Annotated in this window: 14 protein-coding genes; 1 reads left to right on the forward strand and 13 read right to left on the reverse strand. The window is 69.3% G+C overall.

Going from position 1 to position 17,190, the window contains the following annotated elements:
* Positions 1-16 precede the first annotated feature (16 nt).
* Positions 17-1,249, reverse strand: a complete 1,233-nt coding sequence (locus U5809_RS15250; protein WP_322087114.1) for a diaminopropionate ammonia-lyase — start codon at positions 1,247-1,249, stop codon at positions 17-19.
* A gap of 181 nt (positions 1,250-1,430) precedes the next feature.
* Between U5809_RS15250 and U5809_RS15255 the strand changes: the two genes are divergently transcribed.
* Positions 1,431-1,907, forward strand: a complete 477-nt coding sequence (locus U5809_RS15255) for an Lrp/AsnC family transcriptional regulator (RefSeq protein WP_322087115.1) — start codon at positions 1,431-1,433, stop codon at positions 1,905-1,907.
* Between the two features lie 91 nt (positions 1,908-1,998).
* Here U5809_RS15255 and U5809_RS15260 read toward each other — a convergent pair whose 3' ends face one another.
* The 12 genes from U5809_RS15260 to U5809_RS15315 form a co-directional block, all read right to left on the reverse strand.
* Positions 1,999-3,723 (reverse strand): tannase/feruloyl esterase family alpha/beta hydrolase, encoded by a 1,725-nt coding sequence (locus U5809_RS15260; RefSeq protein ID WP_322087116.1) that lies wholly within the window; start codon positions 3,721-3,723, stop codon positions 1,999-2,001.
* A gap of 28 nt (positions 3,724-3,751) precedes the next feature.
* Entirely contained in the window at positions 3,752-4,900 is a 1,149-nt protein-coding gene (locus tag U5809_RS15265; RefSeq protein WP_322087117.1) for a porin, read from the reverse strand.
* Positions 4,901-4,966: 66 nt separating this feature from the next.
* Entirely contained in the window at positions 4,967-6,172 is a 1,206-nt protein-coding gene (gene mhpT / locus U5809_RS15270) for a 3-(3-hydroxy-phenyl)propionate transporter MhpT (protein WP_322087118.1), read from the reverse strand.
* Positions 6,173-6,432: 260 nt separating this feature from the next.
* Positions 6,433-8,328, reverse strand: a complete 1,896-nt coding sequence (locus tag U5809_RS15275; RefSeq protein ID WP_415877948.1) for a feruloyl-CoA synthase — start codon at positions 8,326-8,328, stop codon at positions 6,433-6,435.
* Complete coding sequence (locus U5809_RS15280) at positions 8,325-9,773, reverse strand: aldehyde dehydrogenase (protein ID WP_322087120.1); 1,449 nt, start codon at positions 9,771-9,773, stop codon at positions 8,325-8,327. The genes U5809_RS15275 and U5809_RS15280 overlap by 4 nt, the downstream gene beginning before the upstream one ends.
* A 70-nt stretch (positions 9,774-9,843) precedes the next feature.
* Positions 9,844-10,674, reverse strand: a complete 831-nt coding sequence (locus U5809_RS15285) for a p-hydroxycinnamoyl CoA hydratase/lyase (protein WP_322087121.1) — start codon at positions 10,672-10,674, stop codon at positions 9,844-9,846.
* A 232-nt stretch (positions 10,675-10,906) separates the two neighbouring features.
* The gene (locus U5809_RS15290) at positions 10,907-11,410 is read right to left on the reverse strand and encodes a MarR family winged helix-turn-helix transcriptional regulator (RefSeq protein WP_322087122.1); all 504 of its coding nucleotides are present in this window, start codon (positions 11,408-11,410) and stop codon (positions 10,907-10,909) included.
* 180 nt (positions 11,411-11,590) lie between these two features.
* Entirely contained in the window at positions 11,591-12,490 is a 900-nt protein-coding gene (locus tag U5809_RS15295) for an SMP-30/gluconolactonase/LRE family protein (protein WP_322087123.1), read from the reverse strand.
* A gap of 51 nt (positions 12,491-12,541) precedes the next feature.
* Complete coding sequence (gene araH, locus U5809_RS15300; protein ID WP_322087124.1) at positions 12,542-13,561, reverse strand: L-arabinose ABC transporter permease AraH; 1,020 nt, start codon at positions 13,559-13,561, stop codon at positions 12,542-12,544.
* 30 nt (positions 13,562-13,591) lie between these two features.
* Complete coding sequence (gene araG / locus U5809_RS15305; protein WP_322087125.1) at positions 13,592-15,139, reverse strand: L-arabinose ABC transporter ATP-binding protein AraG; 1,548 nt, start codon at positions 15,137-15,139, stop codon at positions 13,592-13,594.
* Between the two features lie 20 nt (positions 15,140-15,159).
* Positions 15,160-16,173 carry an arabinose ABC transporter substrate-binding protein gene (locus U5809_RS15310; protein WP_322087126.1) on the reverse strand — a complete coding sequence of 338 codons (1,014 nt, stop codon included), beginning with the start codon at positions 16,171-16,173 and terminating at the stop codon, positions 15,160-15,162.
* An 83-nt stretch (positions 16,174-16,256) separates the two neighbouring features.
* Positions 16,257-17,186: a Gfo/Idh/MocA family oxidoreductase gene (locus tag U5809_RS15315; protein ID WP_322087127.1), complete on the reverse strand. Its 930-nt coding sequence runs from the start codon at positions 17,184-17,186 to the stop codon at positions 16,257-16,259.
* Positions 17,187-17,190: the final 4 nt, after the last annotated feature.

Raw genomic sequence — 17,190 nt, forward strand, 5'->3', positions numbered from 1 at the left:
TCGGTCGTCATGTCGTTCAGGCGGCCACCGCCGCGCGGTTCAGCCAGTCGCGCTGCCGCGCGAGCACCGCATCGGCCGTCTCGCCGACGCAGTTCCGGTACACGGACGGCGCCGTCGCGCCTTCCGTATTGATCGCCAGCACGCGCGCGTTCGCGTCGAGCCCGACCTGCCGCGCGAGCGCCGGGTCGCGCATCAGCACCGCCAGGCCCGCCACGCCAGCCGCGCCCGATTCGCCGGCTACGACCGGCACGTCGCCTTCACTGCCGGCCGCGAGGCCGCGCATCGCCTGCACCGCGTCTTCGTCGTCGATCAGCATGAAGTGGTCGATGCACATCTCGAGGAAATCCCACGCGAGCGGCGACGCCTCGCCACACGCGAGCCCGGCCATCACCGAATCGACGCTGCCGGTCGCCTTCGTCGCGCGCCCCGCGAGCGCGCTCTGGTACAGGCAATCGGCCTGCCGCGGCTCGACGACGACGAAGCGCGGCCGCTGCACGCCGTCACGCTCCCACAGATAACTAGCGACGCCCGCGGCGAGACCGCCCACGCCGCCCTGCAGAAACACGTGCGTGAACGGCCGCCCGTCCTCCTGCGCCGCCTGCGCGGCGGCTTCGGCGGCGATCACGCCATAGCCCTGCATCACGTCGCGCGGAATCGCCTCGTAGCCGTCGTACGACGTATCCGACACGACATACCAGCCGTTCGCCTGCGCGAGCTGCGCGGCGCAGACGACCGATTCGTCGTAATTCCCCGCGATGCGCACGATCCGCGCGCCGTATGCCGAGATCGCGCGTTCGCGCTCGGCGTCGACGTTCGCGTGCAGCACGATCACGCACCCGCAGCCGATCGCGCGCGCGGCGGCGGCCAGCGCGCGGCCGTGATTGCCGTCGGTCGCGCTGATCACCGTCAGGTCGGCAAGCTGCGCCGCGTAGCGGCCGGTGACGAGCCCTTGCGGATCGAGATCCTGCGTGCGGCGCAGCCGCTTCACGAGCCGCACCAGCGCGATCGGCGCACCGAGCGCCTTGAAGCTGCCGAGCGGCGAGCGGCACGACTCGTCCTTCACGCTGACGCTCGCGACGCCAAGCCGCGCGGCGAGACCGGGCAGCGCGCGCAGCGGCGTGCGCGCATTGCCGACGAGCGGCCAGTGCGCGAGCCATGCGCCGCTTTCGTCGGCCGATGCGATGTTCATCACGCGACGCAGCGCGTTCGGGTAGGCGGTGCGCGACGCGCGCGGGTTGGCGATCAGCACGGCGGAAGGCTCCTGAGCAGGACCGCGCGCGGGCGGCCTATCGGGTGGGTCGGATCGGGCAAGCGCGGGTTGCGCTCGTCATCGGTTGGAAAATAATATTGCGCACGCCGGTCAACAAAATCGCAAAATCGACCGCCGCCACGCAAAAATTTCTCATTCTTTCGAGGTTTCGCGCCCCATCATGACGACCCCACTCGACGCGTTCGACCGCAAGCTGCTGATGGAACTCCAGCGCGACGCGCAGACACCGCAGGCCGAGCTCGGCGCGCGCGTCAACCTGTCGACCGCGGCCGTGAACCGGCGGCTGAAACGTCTCGCGGAAGACGGCGTGATCGAGCGCTATACGGCCGTCGTCGCGCCGGACAAGGTCGATCATCCGCTGACCATCGTCGTTAACGTCGAGGTCGAGAGCGAGCAAATCGACCAGCTCGACGCGATGAAGCGCGCGTTCGAGCGCTGCCCGCAGATCCAGCAGTGCTACTACGTGACGGGGGAATGGGATTTCGTGCTGATCCTGGCCGTGCGCAACATGGATCAGTACAACGCGCTCACGCGCGAGCTGTTCTTCGCGAACAACAACGTGAAGCGGTTCAAGACGCTGGTGAGCATGAGCCGCGTGAAGGTCGGGCTCGACGTGCCGGTCGATCTCGGCGAATGAGTGAGTGAGTGAGTGAGTGAGTGAGCGATCGCACACATGAAGCGGCCGGCACGCAATCGCACGCGCCGGCCGCGTCCCATCGACGGCTACCTCAACGACAACTGAAGCTCGCGGCCGAATTCACGTCGCCCGAGCCGTTGTAGCGCGCGACCTGCGGATACGGGCACAGCGGCCGCGTGCGTCCGGCGCCCCACGATGCAGGCACATCCGCATTCGGCACCGCGTTCGTCGCGTCGCGCGCGGTGGCCACCACCGCACCGGGCGCCTGCCCCTGCTCGACCCACGCGACGAGCGGCGTCAGCAGGTCGAACTGGTCGGCCGCCGGCCCGCCCGAGCAGTGGTTCATCCCCGGCACCGGATAGAAGCGCGCGAAGTCCGACGCATCGCCGCCGTTCGCCTGCGCGACCTTCGCATACCAGTCGCGCGTATCGTCGAACGAGAACACCGGGTCGCCCGTGCCGTGATAGACGAGCAGCTTCGCCCCGCGCGCCTTCAGTGCGGACAGGTTCGTCTCGTCCGGCGGCGTCATGAACGTCCACGCGGATTGCGTGTACGTGCCGTTCGTCGCGAAGATCGCCGGCGCATCGTTGTCCATGTCGAAGTCGAGCGCGAAACCGGCCAGGTTGGCGAGCGTCGCGGCGGTCTTCGGCGGCGTCATGAACGTGAACGCCATCGCGGCCGGATCGAGCGTGATCGAATTCGACTGCTTCCACGCGGCCCAGCCGCTGCCGCCGATGCCCGGATCGTACGGAAAGCCCGCGTAGAGTGCCGTGCCCGCGCTGTTGCGTGCGCCCGTGAACACGTTCTCGAGCGCGGTCTTCTGCGCCGGCGTCAGACAGGCGCCCGTGCGCGTGCCGTTCGCGCAGGTCGGAATATCGGCATCGACGCTGAAGTGCGCCTGGCAAGCGGCAACGTCCTGCACCATTCCGTCGGCCGCGCCGTCGAGCGCATCGCATTTCTCGAGGATCTTCGCGCCGACGAACTGCCGCTCCGCTTCGGTGAAGCCGCTGCGGATGTCCGGCAGCCCGTTCGTCCCGGTCGCCGATGCGATCTTCGCGAACTGCTGCGCACCGTACATCTCGCCGATCGCCGCCTTCGGCAGATGAAAGCCCGGATCGCCCGCGATGATGCCGTCGTAGTCGGCCGGGTTGCGCGCCGCCGTGACCATGGCGTGACGGCCGCCGTTCGAGCAGCCGTCGAAATAGCTGCGGTCGGGCGCCTTGCCGTACGCGAGCCGGATCACCTGCTTCGCCATCGGCGTCAGCGCGTCGACCGCGCCGTAGCCGTAGTCGATGCGCGCCTGCGGATCGAGGCCGAACAGCGGATTCTGCGCGGCACTGTGCCCGGAATCCGAACTGATCACGGCGAAGCCCTGGTTCAGCGCATCGTTCAGCGGCCCGCCGCCGCCGATCTCGCCGGTCGCGGTCACGACGTTGCCGTCGAGCCCGCCGTTCGCCTGGTAGAAGAAGCGGCCGTTCCACGCCTTCGGCAAGCGCATTTCGAAGCCGATTGCGTAGGTCTTGCCGTCGACCGCGCTCACGCGCTCGTTCATCTTCCCTTCGATCACGCAGTGCTCGGCGATCGGCTTGCCGGCCACCGTCAGCGCGCCTGCGGCCGCGGTCGTCACCGACGTGAACGACGTGTTCGCATACGCGAGCTTCGCGGCAAGCGCGTCGCAAGTCTGCGCCATGGCGGCCGGTGTCGCGGCGCTCAGGTGTGTCGGCGTGGAACTGACCGAATCGTCGCCGCCGCAACCGGCGAGCATGGCCGCCGCGGACAGCGGCGCAATACAGAGGAATGCAGATTTTCTGTTCAAGATATCTCCCGTTCGTCAGGCTGCCGGATCAGAACATGTGCCGCACGCCGACCATCGCGCCGAGCTGCCCCATCCCTTCGCCGGGCGTCGTGCCGGCGCCGCCGCCGCTGACCGCGTAGCGCGCATGCGCGCTGTTCCACAGATACGACGATTGCGCGTAGACCGCCGTGCGCTTGGTCAGCAGATAGGTCGCGCGCAGCGTGGCCATCGTCGCGCGCGTGTCGTGCGCGCTGTTGACGATCCGGTAGCCCTCGCCGTCGACGACGAAATCCGGCTTCACCGCATACGACGCGCCGACGAAGAACAGGTCCGAATGCGCGCCGGGCGCGGCCGGCGAACCGGTCGACACGCGGCGCCCGATCCAGCCCGCGCCGATCCGCGCGCCGGCGGCCTGCGCATAGGCGCCCACGTGCGTGCGTGCGTCCTTGCCGCCGCTGCTGGTGAAGGCGACCGGCGCGATGCCGTCGAAGAAGTTCGCGGCCGCGCCGGTCCCGCCGCGCTGCTCCTCGTACGACGCCGCCGCACCGAAATACGCGCTGTCGTACTTGAGCATCACCGACCAGTCGCGGCACTGCGTGGCGTCGCCCGGCACCTGCCCCGCGCACGTGCCCTGGCCCGGTGAGTTGCCGGTGCCCGCGCCGTCGCGGCCGAACGAATACGCGGCGCCGAGCGTCACGCCGCGATAGGTGCCGACGTAGGTCACCGCGTTGTCGGCGCGGCCGTTCGGCACATACGCGTCGAGCGAGCCGAGCCCGTAGATGTCGGGGCCGATGATGTCCGCGCCCTGCAGCGCGAGATAGGTCATCGTGTACTGGCGGCCGAACGCGAGCGTGCCGAAGCCGCCCTTCAGCCCGACGAATGCCTGTCGCCCGAACAGCCGGCCGCCCTGCCCGAGATCGCCGCCGCGCACGTTGAAGCCGCTTTCGAGCGTGAACACCGCCTGGTAGCCGCCGCCGAGATCCTCGGCGCCGCGCAGCCCCCAGCGCGACGGCAGCTCGCCCGTCACGCCCGGCATGCGCACCACGTGGTCGCCGGCCGCGTTCGCATGCGTCACGAACTCGACGCCCGTGTCGATGATCCCGTACAGCGTCACGCTCGACTGCGCGTGCGCGCCCGGCGCGGCGAGCGCGCAGCAGGCGCCGGCGGCCAGCAGGCCGTTCCTTGTCTTCGTTTTCATGTTGTTGCGTCTCCAGACCTTGGTGAGTGGCGCGCTCTGACGGCGCGCATTGAAAAACGCCAAACCTCAGTCGCCCGCTTGCGGGCGGCGAATCAGCACCAGCGCGGCGACGGCCGCGACGAGCGTGACGGGGATGCTCGCGCCGATCACGACGGGCGCGCTGCGGCCGGCGGCGAGCAGCGTCGCGGCCGCGAGCGGCCCGACGACGGAACCGAGCCGGCCGACTGCCACCGCCGTGCCGACGCCCGTGCCGCGCATCGCGGTCGGGTAATAGATCGCCGCGAGCGCATACAGCACCGACTGCCCGCCGACCACGAACATCCCGGCCGCGAACGCGGCCGCCGCGAGCGATGCGAAGCCGGGCGCGGCCGCGAGCGCGGCGAGCGACAGCACGATCCCGACATACATGCCGCCGACCACGCGCGACGCGCGCATCCGGTCGAGCGCCGCGCCGATGCCGAGCGCGCCGAGCCCCGCGCCGACGTTGAACGCGATCTGCACGAGGCCGACGTGCTCGCGATCGAGCCCGCGCGCGGCCATCAGCGACGGCAGCCAGTTCAGCAGGAAGTAGAGGACGATCAGCGTGCAGAAGTAGCTGACCCACAGCGCGACCGTCGACGTCGTGCGGCCGTCGCCGAACAGCGTGCGTGCCACGCTCGCGCGTGCGGCCTGCGTGCCGGCGACGTCGAGATACGCGCGCGACTCCGGCAGGAACCACACCAGCAGCGGCACGAGCAGCAGCGGCCCCGCGCCGCCGACGTAGAAGATGTGCCGCCATTCGGTATCGCCGGCGAGCAGCACGCCGATCAGCGACGCGATCACGCCGCCGAACGGGATGCCGCAGTACATCGTCGCCACCGCGCTGCTGCGCGAGCGCGGCTCGACCGCTTCGGACGACAGCGCGATCAAATTCGGCATCGCGCCGCCGAGCCCGATGCCGGTGAGCACGCGCACGACGACGAGCATCGCGAAGGTCGACACCTGCGCGGTGGCGATCGACAGCAGCCCGAACAGCGCGGCCGACGCGATCAGCACGCGCTTGCGGCCGATCCTGTCGGCGAGCCGACCGCCGAGCATCGCGCCCGGCAGCAGCCCGAAGGTGCCCGCGCTGAACGCGATGCCCATCTGCGATACGGAGAGCCCGAATTCGCGCGCCATGCGCGGTGCGGCGACGCCAACCGACTGCAGGTCGAGCCCTTCGAGAAGGGCGATCGCGAAACACAGTGCGAGCGTGGTCGCGACCGTGGGTTTTTCAGCAACGTAAGTGTTCATCCTGTCTCCTGTCTCCGGTCGGCTGGAGTGAGTGCTTCAGCACAGCCCCATGCACCGCATTCCCGTGTCTTGTCTTGTAGTCGTTCGCCCTGCAACGACCGCCGCGCGCCGCCGCCGGCCAGTGGCGAAGCGGCGCGCGAGTGTCGTCCGAACGGCCGCTTTTATCAGGCAGCCTGATTCACTGGCCGCAAGAATGCCTGCCGGTCACATGGCCGGCCGGTCGTTACGCCTGCTTGTCCCTGCTCGTCCCTGCTGACTGCTTACGCGTAAATCACGTCGGGATCGCGCCGCGCCGGGTCGTACAGCGCGTCGACAGTTGCCGCACGATGCTTCTGCACGGCCGCCTGGTTCAGCGAACCCTTGTCGGTCGCTTCGCCGAGATCGAGCGACGGCGGCGTGTCCATCAACCGGATGCGCGCGACGAACGTCGATCCGCCGCTCGCATGCCGGTTCAGCGCGGCAAGCCACGCCGCGAACGCCGCGCGCACGGCCGGCGCGCGCAGCACGTCGGCGACCGGTGCGTCGGCAGCAAGCCCCGCCAGCGCACGGCACGCATCGACACGCGGAAACACCAGCAAACCGATGTCGTCGCGATTGATCCCGGTGACGACCACGTCCTGCACGTACGGCGCCCCGCTCGACACCGCGTTCGCGCGCAACGGCCCGACGCTCACGAACGTGCCGCTGCTCAGCTTGAAATCCTCGGTCAGCCGGCCGTCGAACAGCAGCCCGAGTTCCGGCCGCTCCGGATCGGCAAACACGCCCGCGTCGCCGCTACGGTAATAGCCTTCGTCGTCGAATACGTCGCGCGGATCGACGTCCGCGTGCCAGTAGCCGCGCATCACGTTCGGCCCCTTGAAGCGCAGTTCGAGCTTGCCGCCGCACGGCACGAGCTTCGCGTCGCAACCGGGCGCGGGCAGCCCGATATAACCGGCGCGCATCAGCGGCCCCGTCGTGAACAGGCACGACGGCGACGCCTCCGTCATCCCGAGGCCGGCCATGATCCGGATGCGCTCGCCGCAATGCGCGTCGGTCACGCGGTCGAGCCGGTCCCACGCGGCCTGCGACAGCCCCGCGCCGCCGAAGAAATACAGCTTCACGCGCGAGAAGAACGTGTCGCGCAACGCGGCGTCATTTTCGAGTGCGGCCGTCAGCTCTTCCCAGCCCTTCGGTACGTTGAAGTAGATCGTCGGCGCGATCTCGCGCAGGTTGCGCACGGTTTCGTCGAAGCGGCCGGGCACCGGACGGCCGTCGTCGATGTACAGCGTGCCGCCGTTGTACAGCGCGATACCGAGGTTGTGACTGCCGCCGAACGTGTGATTCCACGGCAGCCAGTCGACCAGCACCGGCGGCTCGCGCGTCAGCTCGGGCATCGTCTGGCGCAGCATCTGCTGGTTGCTGCACAGCATCCGGTGCGTGGTCGGCACGGCCTTCGGCTGCTTCGTCGAACCGGATGTGAACAGGATCTTCGCGAGATGGTCGGGGCCGACCGCCGCATGGATTGCATCGATCGTGCGCGGGACGGTGGCATGCAGGCGTGACAGCGGCACCGCGCGGCCCTCGACGTCGGCATCGTGCGCGACGATCAGCGCCGCATCGGCCGGCAGCGTCGCGTCGAGCGCGCGCGCGAACGGCGCGCGTTCGGCGACGAACACCGCGCCCGGCCGCAGCACGCCGAGCGTATGTCGCAGCTTGCCGTAGTCGGTCGACACCAGCGAATACGCGGGCGAGATCGGCGAGTACGGCACGCCGGCCAGCATCGCCGCAAACATCAGTTGCAAGTGTTCCAGATCGTTGCCGGACAGCACCGCGAGCGGACGCTCGGCCGACAGGCCGAGATCGACGAGGCCCTGGCCGAGCGCGCGGGCGCGTTCGAGCATCTGCGCATAGGTGATCTCGATCCAGCGGCCGTCGGCGCCGCGCCGCGCGGCCAGCACGCGGTCGGGGTGCGCCTGTGCGCCGCGCACGAGGCAGTCGGTCAGGCGCGTCGGGTAGTCGCCGAGCGGTTCGCGCGAACGCAGGTACCACGCGCCGTTATCCGCGCGACGAATCTCGGCCGCACCGACGGCGACGGCCGCCGCGCGATAGCGCACGCCGCCCGTGTCGTTCGCTGGCCCGCTCGCGGGAGTCGCAACATTCATCGTCGGCTCGCTCATATCGGGTAGTGACGCGGCGTGGTCTGCACGGTGATCCAGCGCAGCTCGGTGAATTCGGCGATCGACGCGCGGCTGCCGAAGCGGCCATAGCCGCTCGCCTTCGTGCCGCCGAACGGCATCTGCGCCTCGTCGTGCACGGTCGGGCCGTTGATATGGCAGATCCCCGATTCGATCCGGCGCGCCACCGCCATCGCGCGCGCAACGTCGCGGCTGAACACGCTCGCCGACAGACCGAACTCGCTGTCGTTCGCGAGCGCGACCGCTTCGTCGTCGCTGTCCGCGCGCAGGATCGCGACGACCGGCGCGAACGATTCCTCGCGATACAGGCGCATGTCGCGCGTGACGCCGTCGACGATCGCGGGCTGCATCGTCGCGCCGTCGACGCAGCAGCCGAGCGGCAACTGCGCGCCATGCGCGCGAGCGTCCTCGACGAGCGACGCCGCGCGCGCGGCGGCCGTCGCGTCGACCATCGTGCCGAGCGGATGGCCTGCGAGCGGATCGCCCGCGACGAGCGTGCGCGCCTTAGCGGCGAGCCGCTCGACAAGTGCATCGGCGATCGGCCGCGCGACGATCACGCGCTCGGTCGACATGCAGATCTGCCCCTGGTTGAAGAACGCGCCGAACGCGATCGCGTCGACGGCCGCATCGAGATCGGCGTCGTCGAGCACGAGCACCGGCGCCTTGCCGCCGAGTTCGAGCAGCACGGGTTTCAGGTGCGCGGCCGCGTGGCGCGCGATGATGCGCCCGACGTGCGTCGACCCGGTGAAGTTGATCCGCTTCACGTGCGGATGCGCGATCATCCGCTCGACGAGTTCGGGTGCATCGGCCGCCGCGTGCGTGATCACGTTGACGACGCCCGCACCGAGCCCAGCTTCGTCCAGCACCGCGCCGATCAGCGCGTGCACGCCGGGGCACGCTTCGGATGCCTTCAGCACGACCGTGTTGCCGCATGCAAGCGGCATCGCCAGCGCACGCGTGCCGAGGATCACCGGTGCATTCCACGGCGCGATGCCGAGCACCACGCCGCACGGCACGCGCATCGCGAGCGCGAGATTGCCGGGCACGTCGGACGGGATCACGTCGCCGGCAATCTGCGTCGTCATCGACGCGGCCTCGCGCAGCATGTTCGCCGCGAGCGTCACGTTGAAGCCGAGCCAGCCCGGCGTCGCACCGGTTTCGGCGACGCCCGTCGCGATGATCTCGTCGATGCGCGCGTCCATCAGGTCGGCCGCCTTCAGCAGCCGGCGGCGCCGCTCGGTCGGCGCGAGCGCCGCCCACGCGGGGAACGCGCGGTGCGCGGCGTCGATCGCCGCATCGGCGTCGGCGAAGCCTGCCGCCGGCGCGCGCGACGCGAGCGCGCCGGTCGCGGGGTTGAATCGGTCGAAGGTTCTGCCGTCGCGGGCGGTGCACCACTCGCCGGCGATCAGCATCCGTCTGTCGGTCATGTCGTCTCCTGCCTTGCCTGTCTCTTGCGGTTGCGTGGGCGGTTCGTCTGCGCTCGTATCGGCGCTCGCGTCAGCGCTTGTATGCCTGCAGGCCCGGCTTGATCGTCTTGTCGTCGAGGAACTGCTTCAGCCCCTGCTCGCGGCCGCGCTCCGGATCGCGCAGTTGCGCCTGGTCGAGCTTCGCATACAGGTAATCCTCGCACTGCTCCCACGTGAGTTCGCGCGAACGCTTGAAGCCGTGCTTCGCCGCGCGCAGCACGACCGGGTTCTTGTCCATCAGCCGCGCGGCGAGCGCGATCGTCGCGTCGCGCAGGCCGGCCAGCGGCACGCTGCTGTTCACGAGGCCCATCTCCGCCGCGTCCACGCCGGTGAACGTGTCGCCGGTCATGATGTAGTGGAGCGCGCGGCGATGCCCGACCGTGTCGGCCATCGCCTTGCTGACGAGGTTGCCGGGCGGGATGCCCCAGTTGATTTCCGACAGCCCGAACACCGCTTCGTCCGCGGCGATCGCGAGGTCGCACGCGACGAGCGGCGAGAACCCGCCGCCGAAGCACCAGCCGTTCACCATCGCGATCGTCGGCTTGTTGTACATCCGCAGGCGGCGCCATTGCCATTCCGACGCATCGCGGCGCACCTTTTCCTGCAGCGCGTCGGAGCCGCCGTCGATCTCGCGGAAATATTCCTTCAGGTCCATGCCGGCCGTCCATGCGGCGCCCGCGCCGGTCAGCACCAGCACCTTCGCCTCTTCGTCGAACTCGACGGCGTCGAGGACTTCCAGCATCTCCCGGTTCAGCGTCGGGCTCATTGCATTGCGCTTGTCCGGACGGTTCAGCGTCACCCATGCGATGCCGGCCTCCACGTTCACTTCCACGGTCTGCCAGCGGTTGTCGTACTTGCTCATGTCTGTTCCTGTCGTTCGTTCCTGTGCGATTCGGTGCGCAGCATTCCTGCTGCGAACGGCTTCATTTAATATCAGGCTACCTGATATTGCAAGCGGCACGAGCGGCGGTGTAAACCCGGAGCGGAAAGCGAGAGGACACGACGGAATCAGGGAACGGTCAGGCGACCGGCGATGGTGCGTACGGAGCGAACGCGGGCCCGATGGGCCCGCGTCGTAGAGATTCGGTAAGCGATCAGCCGCGCAGGTTGCGCGAGAACAGTTCGAGCGCGCGCTGCACGTGCGCGGCGTCGTCGGCGGAGACGTCGCCAAGCATCCGCGTTTCGAGCGGGCGCAGCACGGCTTCGCATTCACGCAGCATCGCCGCGCCTGCGTCGGTCAGCGTCAGCAGGATGATGCGGCCGTGCGACGGGTCGGCTTCACGCGTGACGAAACCGCGGGCGGCCATCACGCTCATCACTTCGTTCGCCGACTGCGGCGTGATCCACGAGCGCTCGGCCAGTTGCGCGTTCGACGACGCGCCGCGCGCCTCGAGCACCGACAGCGCCGTGTATTGCGCGAGCGTGATGCCGAGCGGCGCGAGCGCGTCGGTCATGTGGCGGCGCAGCAGCCGGTCGAGACCACCGATCACGTAGGTCAGGCGCTGCTGCACGCGCGCCTTCGGCTTGTCGCCCGTCGTGCGGGCGGTGTTCTTTGCGGCGCTTTTCGGGTTCGCGGGCTTGGTCGGGGTGGAGCTCATGGCGCGGGCAGGATGGGATTGCGGGCCATCTTACCAGCAGGTCGCGGGGACGAACGGGGTGTTCCGAAAGCCGGACGGCGTCGGCGCCGCTCGCGCATGCGCAGTGGACTGCGGACCTCAGCGCGAAGTCCGCGGCGTCAGCGGCATCCCATGAACGGAATCCCTTGCGGGGATCCGCGATCAGCCGCGCGGCGCACCCGCGAACCGCGCGGTCGGCAACCCCGCGTAGCGCGTCTGCGCGACGAACACGCCGCCGGCATCGGCATCGCTCGCAAGCGCATCGTCGCTCAAGCCGACACGCGCGCTCGTCACATACAACCGGCCTTCGCCATCGAGCGTCACGCAGCTCGGCTGCGCGGTCGGCACGGCTACGCGATCCGTCTCGACGCCGTCCGGCCCGTAGCGCACGACGCGCCGGCCGCCCCACTGCGCGTTCCACAGCCCGCCGTCGCGGTCCATCGTCGAGCCGTCCGGGTCGCCGTCCGCATCGGTCAGCCGCGCGAACGGCCGCACGTTGGCCACGTCGCCGCCCGCGCGGTAATCGCACACGAGAATCTCGCGCACCATCGAATCGCAGAAAACCATCTTCGAACCGTCGGGAGAAAACGCGATGCTGTTCGCGATCGCCGCCGCCGGCAATGAAAGCCGCTCCAGCGTGAGGTCGGGATTGAGCCGATGGAACCCGCCGACCGCTTGCGGCGGCTCGCTGCCTTCGCCCTTCATCCCGAACACGAACGCGCCAAACGGATCGCAGCGCCCGTCGTTCAGCCGCGTCGGCAGCTCGGGCTCGACGTCGACGATCCGCGTGAACGCGCCGCTGCGCAGGTCGAAGAACGCGAGATGCGTGGCAAGCCCGACGAGCAGCACGTCCGGTTCATCGGTCAGCGCGAAGCACGCGAGCCGTTCCGGCATCGGCCACTGCGTGACGTCCGAGCCCTCCGCGCGGCAGCGCCACAAGCGCGCGCCTTCGATGTCCGTCCAGTACAGCGCGTGCGTCGCGTCGCACCACGTCGCGCCTTCGCCGAGCGTGTTGCGGCTGTCCACGAGCAGCGCCGCCGCGCCCGGATGAATCTGTTGCATGCCGTCTCCCGATATCTGTCGCCTTCGCCGGCGGCCGCGCGTTCGTCAGGGTCAGATCTTCATCGCGCGCCGCTGGTTGCGACGATACTGGTCGAACAGCACCGCGAGCAACAGAATTCCGCCGCGTATCAGATATTGGTAAAACGTCGGCACGTTCAGCAGGCTCATCGCGTCCTGCACGGAGCCCATGATCAGCACGCCGACCAGCACGCCGGAGATCGTCGCGACGCCGCCGGTCAGCGACACGCCGCCGAGCACGCACGCGGAAATCACGCCGAGTTCGAGCCCGACCGACGTCTTCGGATCGCCGAGGCTCATCCGCGACGCGAGCATCACGCCGGCAAAACCCGTCACGAGCCCCTGCAGCACGAACACCGTGATCTTGATGCGCATCACCGGCAGCCCCGCGAGCAGCGCGGCCTCGCCGTTGCCGCCGACGGCCAGCACGTTCTTGCCGAACACGGTCTTGCGCAGCAGGAAGCCGAACACGACGAAGCCGACGATGTTGCTCCAGATCGGATACGAGATGCCGAGGAACGACCCGCCGCCGAGATCGAAGAAACGCTCCTCGGAGATCATCACCGCGTCGCCGTTCGACGTGATGAACGCGAGCCCGCGCACGACTTCCATCATCGCGAGCGTGACGATCAGCGAATTGATCCGCCAGCGCGCGATCAGCACGCCGTTGACGAGTCCGACCGCACCGCCCGCGAGCACACCGCCCGCGATGCCGAGCACGACGCTGTGCGTCGCGGTGATCAGCGTCGACGCGACGACGCCCGAGAACGCAACGATCGATGCGACCGACAGGTCGACCTCACCGAGCGCGAGCACGAACATCATCGTTACCGCGATCGAGCCGATCAGGGTGACCGACAGCAGCAGGCCCTGGATGTTGCGCGGCGTGAGGAAGTCCGGCACCGTCAGCGACAGCGTCGCGAACAGCACGAGGAACACCATCACGATGCCGGAGCGGTTGATCAGTTGCCACACGCCGCCGCGCGCTCGCGCGGGCGCGGCCGGGGCATCCGGGGACGGGGAAGTGCGTTGGGTTTGCATTGCCTGGCTCATATCGGTTGCTTTCCGGTTGACTGCAGGCCGCTAGCGCGGCAGCGCGAGCTTGATCAGCGCGTCGGGCGTCGCCTGCGCCTTCACGACCTCGCCCGCGATCCGTCCTTCCTTCATCACGACGATCCGGTCCGACACGCCGATCACCTCGGCCAGATCGCTCGACACGAGGATCACCGTGCGGCCCGCTTCCGCGAGTTCGTAGAACAGGTTGTAGATTTCCGCGCGCGCGCCGACGTCGATGCCGCGCGTCGGCTCGTCCATCAGAAACACGTCGATGCGCTCGGCCAGCCAGCGCGCGAGCACGACCTTCTGCTGGTTGCCGCCGGACAGCGCGCCGATCGGCGTATCGCCGTCGCGGGTCTTGATGGCAAGCCGCTCGATGTAGCGTTGCGCGAGTTCACGCTCGCGCCGCCCGTCGAGCAGCACGCGCGCCGGGCTGAAATGACGGCGCGCGCTGATGTTCAGGTTGTCGGCCACCGACGCGATCGCGACGATGCCCTCCTGCTTGCGGTCTTCCGGGCACAGCGCGAGACCGGCGCGCACCGCATCGCGCGGGCTCCCGAATGCAACGCGTTTCCCGTTCAGCTCGACGTGCCCGGCGCTCGGGCGCACCGCGCCGTACAGCAGCTTCATCAGCTCCGAGCGGCCCGCGCCGACGAGCCCGAAGAAGCCGACGATCTCGCCGCGCCGCGCGGTGAACGACACGGGCTCGGCGAGCCCCGGCCCCACCAGCCCCTTCGCCTCGATCAGCACGTCGCCGGCCGTGCGCGGCCGATAGCCGTACACGTCCTCGATCGAGCGGCCGACCATGCAGCCGATCAGCCGGTCGCGGTCGAGATCCGTGACGGAATCGAACGTGTCGATGCGGCGGCCGTCGCGGAACACGGTCACGCGGTCGCACAGCTCATACACTTCTTCCATCCGGTGCGTGACGTAGATGATCGCGCGGCCTTCCGCGCGCAGCGCGCGGATGATCCTGAACAGCTGCGTGGTTTCCCGCGCCGACAGCGAACTCGTCGGCTCGTCGAACGCGATCACGCGCGCGTCGCGCATCAGCGCCTTGCCGATCTCGATCATCTGACGCTGACCGATCGACAGGTACTTCACCGGAATACCCGGATCGATGTGCTCGCCGAGCCGCTCCAGCGCATCGAGTGCGCGCGCGGCGAGCGTGCGTTCGTCGACCACGCCGAGCCGGCTCGGCAACTGCCCGAGCATCAGGTTCTCCGCGACCGTCAGCTCGGGCACCAGATGCAGCTCCTGGTAGATGATCGCGATGCCGGCCTCGAGCGCCGCGCGCGTCGACGCGAAGCGCTGTTCGGCGCCGTTCAGCGTCAGCGTGCCAGCCTGCGGCTGGTTCACGCCGGACAGCACCTTCAGCAGCGTCGACTTGCCCGCGCCGTTCTCGCCCATCAGCCCGTGCACCTCGCCCGCGCGCACCGACAGCGACACGCCGTCGAGCGCACGCACGCCCGGGAACGTCACCGTGATGCCGTCGAGCGCGAGCAGCGGGCCGTCCGGCGGCGTGGCCGCCGCGGCGTCGCTGCCGGACACGGCCGTCATCGTCTGCATCGTCATCGCGTTCTCGCCTCGTGCGCTCAGATGCCGAGCTCGGTGCGCACGGCCTGCCAGTTCGCGCGCGTCATCAGCTTGCCGCTCGTCTGCGTGTCGGCCGGCGGCGTCTTGCCGTTGCGGATCCAGTCGACGAGGTTCTGCGTGCTGTCCTTGCCGTGGTTCGTCGAGCTGACCGCGATCGTCCCGTAGAAGCCGGTCGGTTCCTTCTTCTGGAATTCGGCGAACGCTTCGCCCGCACCGTTGATGCCGACGCCGATCACGTCGGCCGACGGGATGTGCAGCTGTTCGGTCGCGCGCACCGCGCCGAGCACGGTTTCCTCGTTCAGCGCGTAGACCACCCACTTCTTCACGTTCGGATGGCGTGCAAGCACCGGCGCGGCCGCGCTGAAGCCGCCTTCGTCGTCGGTCGTCTTCTGCGGCGCGTCGAAGATGTTCTCCTTGCGGAAGCCGTTCGCGAGCAGCGCCTGCGTCGCGCCGTCGGTGCGCAGCTTCGCGGTCGGCAGCTCGTAGTTCGTGACCCGCAGCGCGCCGACTTCCTCGGGCTTCCAGCCGCGCCGCTTCATCTCGTCGGCGATCGCCTGGCCGACCTGGTTGCCGATCTTGGTCGCCGACATCCCGAGGTGCGGCACGTTCACGAGCGGCTTGCCGGTCGAATCGACGAGCTGGTCGTCGACCGTCACGAACTTCATGTTGTAGCGCTTCGCGCGCGCGGCGATCGCCGGGCCGAGGCGCACGTCCGGCGCGCAGATCACGAAGCCCTGCGCGCCTTGCGAACCGAGGTTGTCGATTGCGGCCAGCACCTTCTCGCCGTCGGGCGTGCCGATCTTCACGACCGAGAAATTCTCCTTCTGGCCGAGCGCGGACGCCGCGTTCTGCTCGTTGATGAACCACGCCTGCTCGGGCATCTTCACGAGGAAGCCGATCTTCAGCGGCGCGTCGGCGCGCGCGGCGCCCTGCATGCCGAGCGGTGCGATGCAAAGCGCGGCCAGCAGCGCGCGCAACGTATGGCGGCGAATCATGTGAGTCGTGCGGTTCATGCGGTGTCTCCTGGGTATCGGCTTGTGCCGTGATGTATGCGGTAATGATTCGTCGTGCGCGCTTCGCGCCGAAGCGCGCACGTTCAGCGGCCGAACGCGTCGGTCTGCACGCGCCGGCCGAACAGGAAGGCATCGGCGACGAGCCGCAGCGGCCGCACGTCGACGTCGCTTTCACCGCGAGCGATCAGCGCATGGAAATGCGCGTACAGCGCCGGATACTCGCGTTCTGGCCCGATCTCGACCGGCTCGCCCGCGATCGACAATTGCGCGCCGCCGCGGCTGATCGCGAGCACGCCGTCGGCCGTGTCCACCGCGATCTCCCATTGCTCGACGGGGCCGTGCCGCCAGTCGAATTCCGCGCGCACCGGCACGCCGTCGGTATCCGCGCAATCGAGTTCGGCCGCGATCGGCGTCTGCACGTCGCTCGGCACGAACAGCGTCGCCTCGCGCAGCACGAGCTCGCGCGGCAGGATCCGCGTGACGATCGACAGCGCGTTGATGCCCGGATCGAACACGCCGAGGCCGCCGGGCTCCCAGATCCACTGCTGCCCCGGATGCCAGCGCCGCACGTCCTCCTTCCAGCGCACCTGCACCGCGCGGATCGTCCGCGTTGCGAGCCACGCGCGCGCGGGCTCGACCGCGCTCGCACAGCGCGAATGCCAGGTCGCGAACAGCGTGAGGCCGCGTTCACGCGCAAGCGCGTCCAGCGCGGCCACTTCACCGAGCGTCGCGCCCGGCGGCTTCTCGAGCATCACGTGCTTGCCGGCTTCGAGCGCGGCGCGCGCCTGTGCGTAGCGCACCTGCGGCGGTGCACACAGCGACACGGCGTCGAGCGCGCGTTCAGCGGCCAGCAGCGCGCGCAGATCCTGATAGTTGCGCACGCTCGCGACTTCCGCGTGGCGGCTCACGCACGCGGTCAACGCAAAGCCTGGATGGGCCGCGATCGCCGGCAGATGCTGGTCGCGCGCGATCTTGCCGATCCCGACGACACCCAGCGAAATCGGATCACTCATCGTG

Origin of the sequence: Burkholderia sp. BCC1999, from assembly GCF_905339975.1 — a bacterium.
GTDB lineage: Bacteria > Pseudomonadota > Gammaproteobacteria > Burkholderiales > Burkholderiaceae > Burkholderia.

What these genes read in the sequence shown, in the direction of transcription:
- U5809_RS15280 (WP_322087120.1), bottom strand. Translation starts at nt 9,773, where the DNA reads ATGACCGACAGACGGATGCTGATCGCCGGCGAGTGGTGCACCGCCCGC.
- araH (WP_322087124.1), bottom strand. Translation starts at nt 13,561, where the DNA reads ATGAGCCAGGCAATGCAAACCCAACGCACTTCCCCGTCCCCGGATGCC.
- U5809_RS15315 (WP_322087127.1), bottom strand. Translation starts at nt 17,186, where the DNA reads ATGAGTGATCCGATTTCGCTGGGTGTCGTCGGGATCGGCAAGATCGCG.
- mhpT (WP_322087118.1), bottom strand. Translation starts at nt 6,172, where the DNA reads ATGAACACTTACGTTGCTGAAAAACCCACGGTCGCGACCACGCTCGCA.
- U5809_RS15310 (WP_322087126.1), bottom strand. Translation starts at nt 16,173, where the DNA reads ATGAACCGCACGACTCACATGATTCGCCGCCATACGTTGCGCGCGCTG.
- U5809_RS15255 (WP_322087115.1), top strand. Translation starts at nt 1,431, where the DNA reads ATGACGACCCCACTCGACGCGTTCGACCGCAAGCTGCTGATGGAACTC.
- U5809_RS15265 (WP_322087117.1), bottom strand. Translation starts at nt 4,900, where the DNA reads ATGAAAACGAAGACAAGGAACGGCCTGCTGGCCGCCGGCGCCTGCTGC.
- U5809_RS15275 (WP_415877948.1), bottom strand. Translation starts at nt 8,328, where the DNA reads ATGAGCGAGCCGACGATGAATGTTGCGACTCCCGCGAGCGGGCCAGCG.
- araG (WP_322087125.1), bottom strand. Translation starts at nt 15,139, where the DNA reads ATGACGATGCAGACGATGACGGCCGTGTCCGGCAGCGACGCCGCGGCG.
- U5809_RS15285 (WP_322087121.1), bottom strand. Translation starts at nt 10,674, where the DNA reads ATGAGCAAGTACGACAACCGCTGGCAGACCGTGGAAGTGAACGTGGAG.
- U5809_RS15290 (WP_322087122.1), bottom strand. Translation starts at nt 11,410, where the DNA reads ATGAGCTCCACCCCGACCAAGCCCGCGAACCCGAAAAGCGCCGCAAAG.
- U5809_RS15295 (WP_322087123.1), bottom strand. Translation starts at nt 12,490, where the DNA reads ATGCAACAGATTCATCCGGGCGCGGCGGCGCTGCTCGTGGACAGCCGC.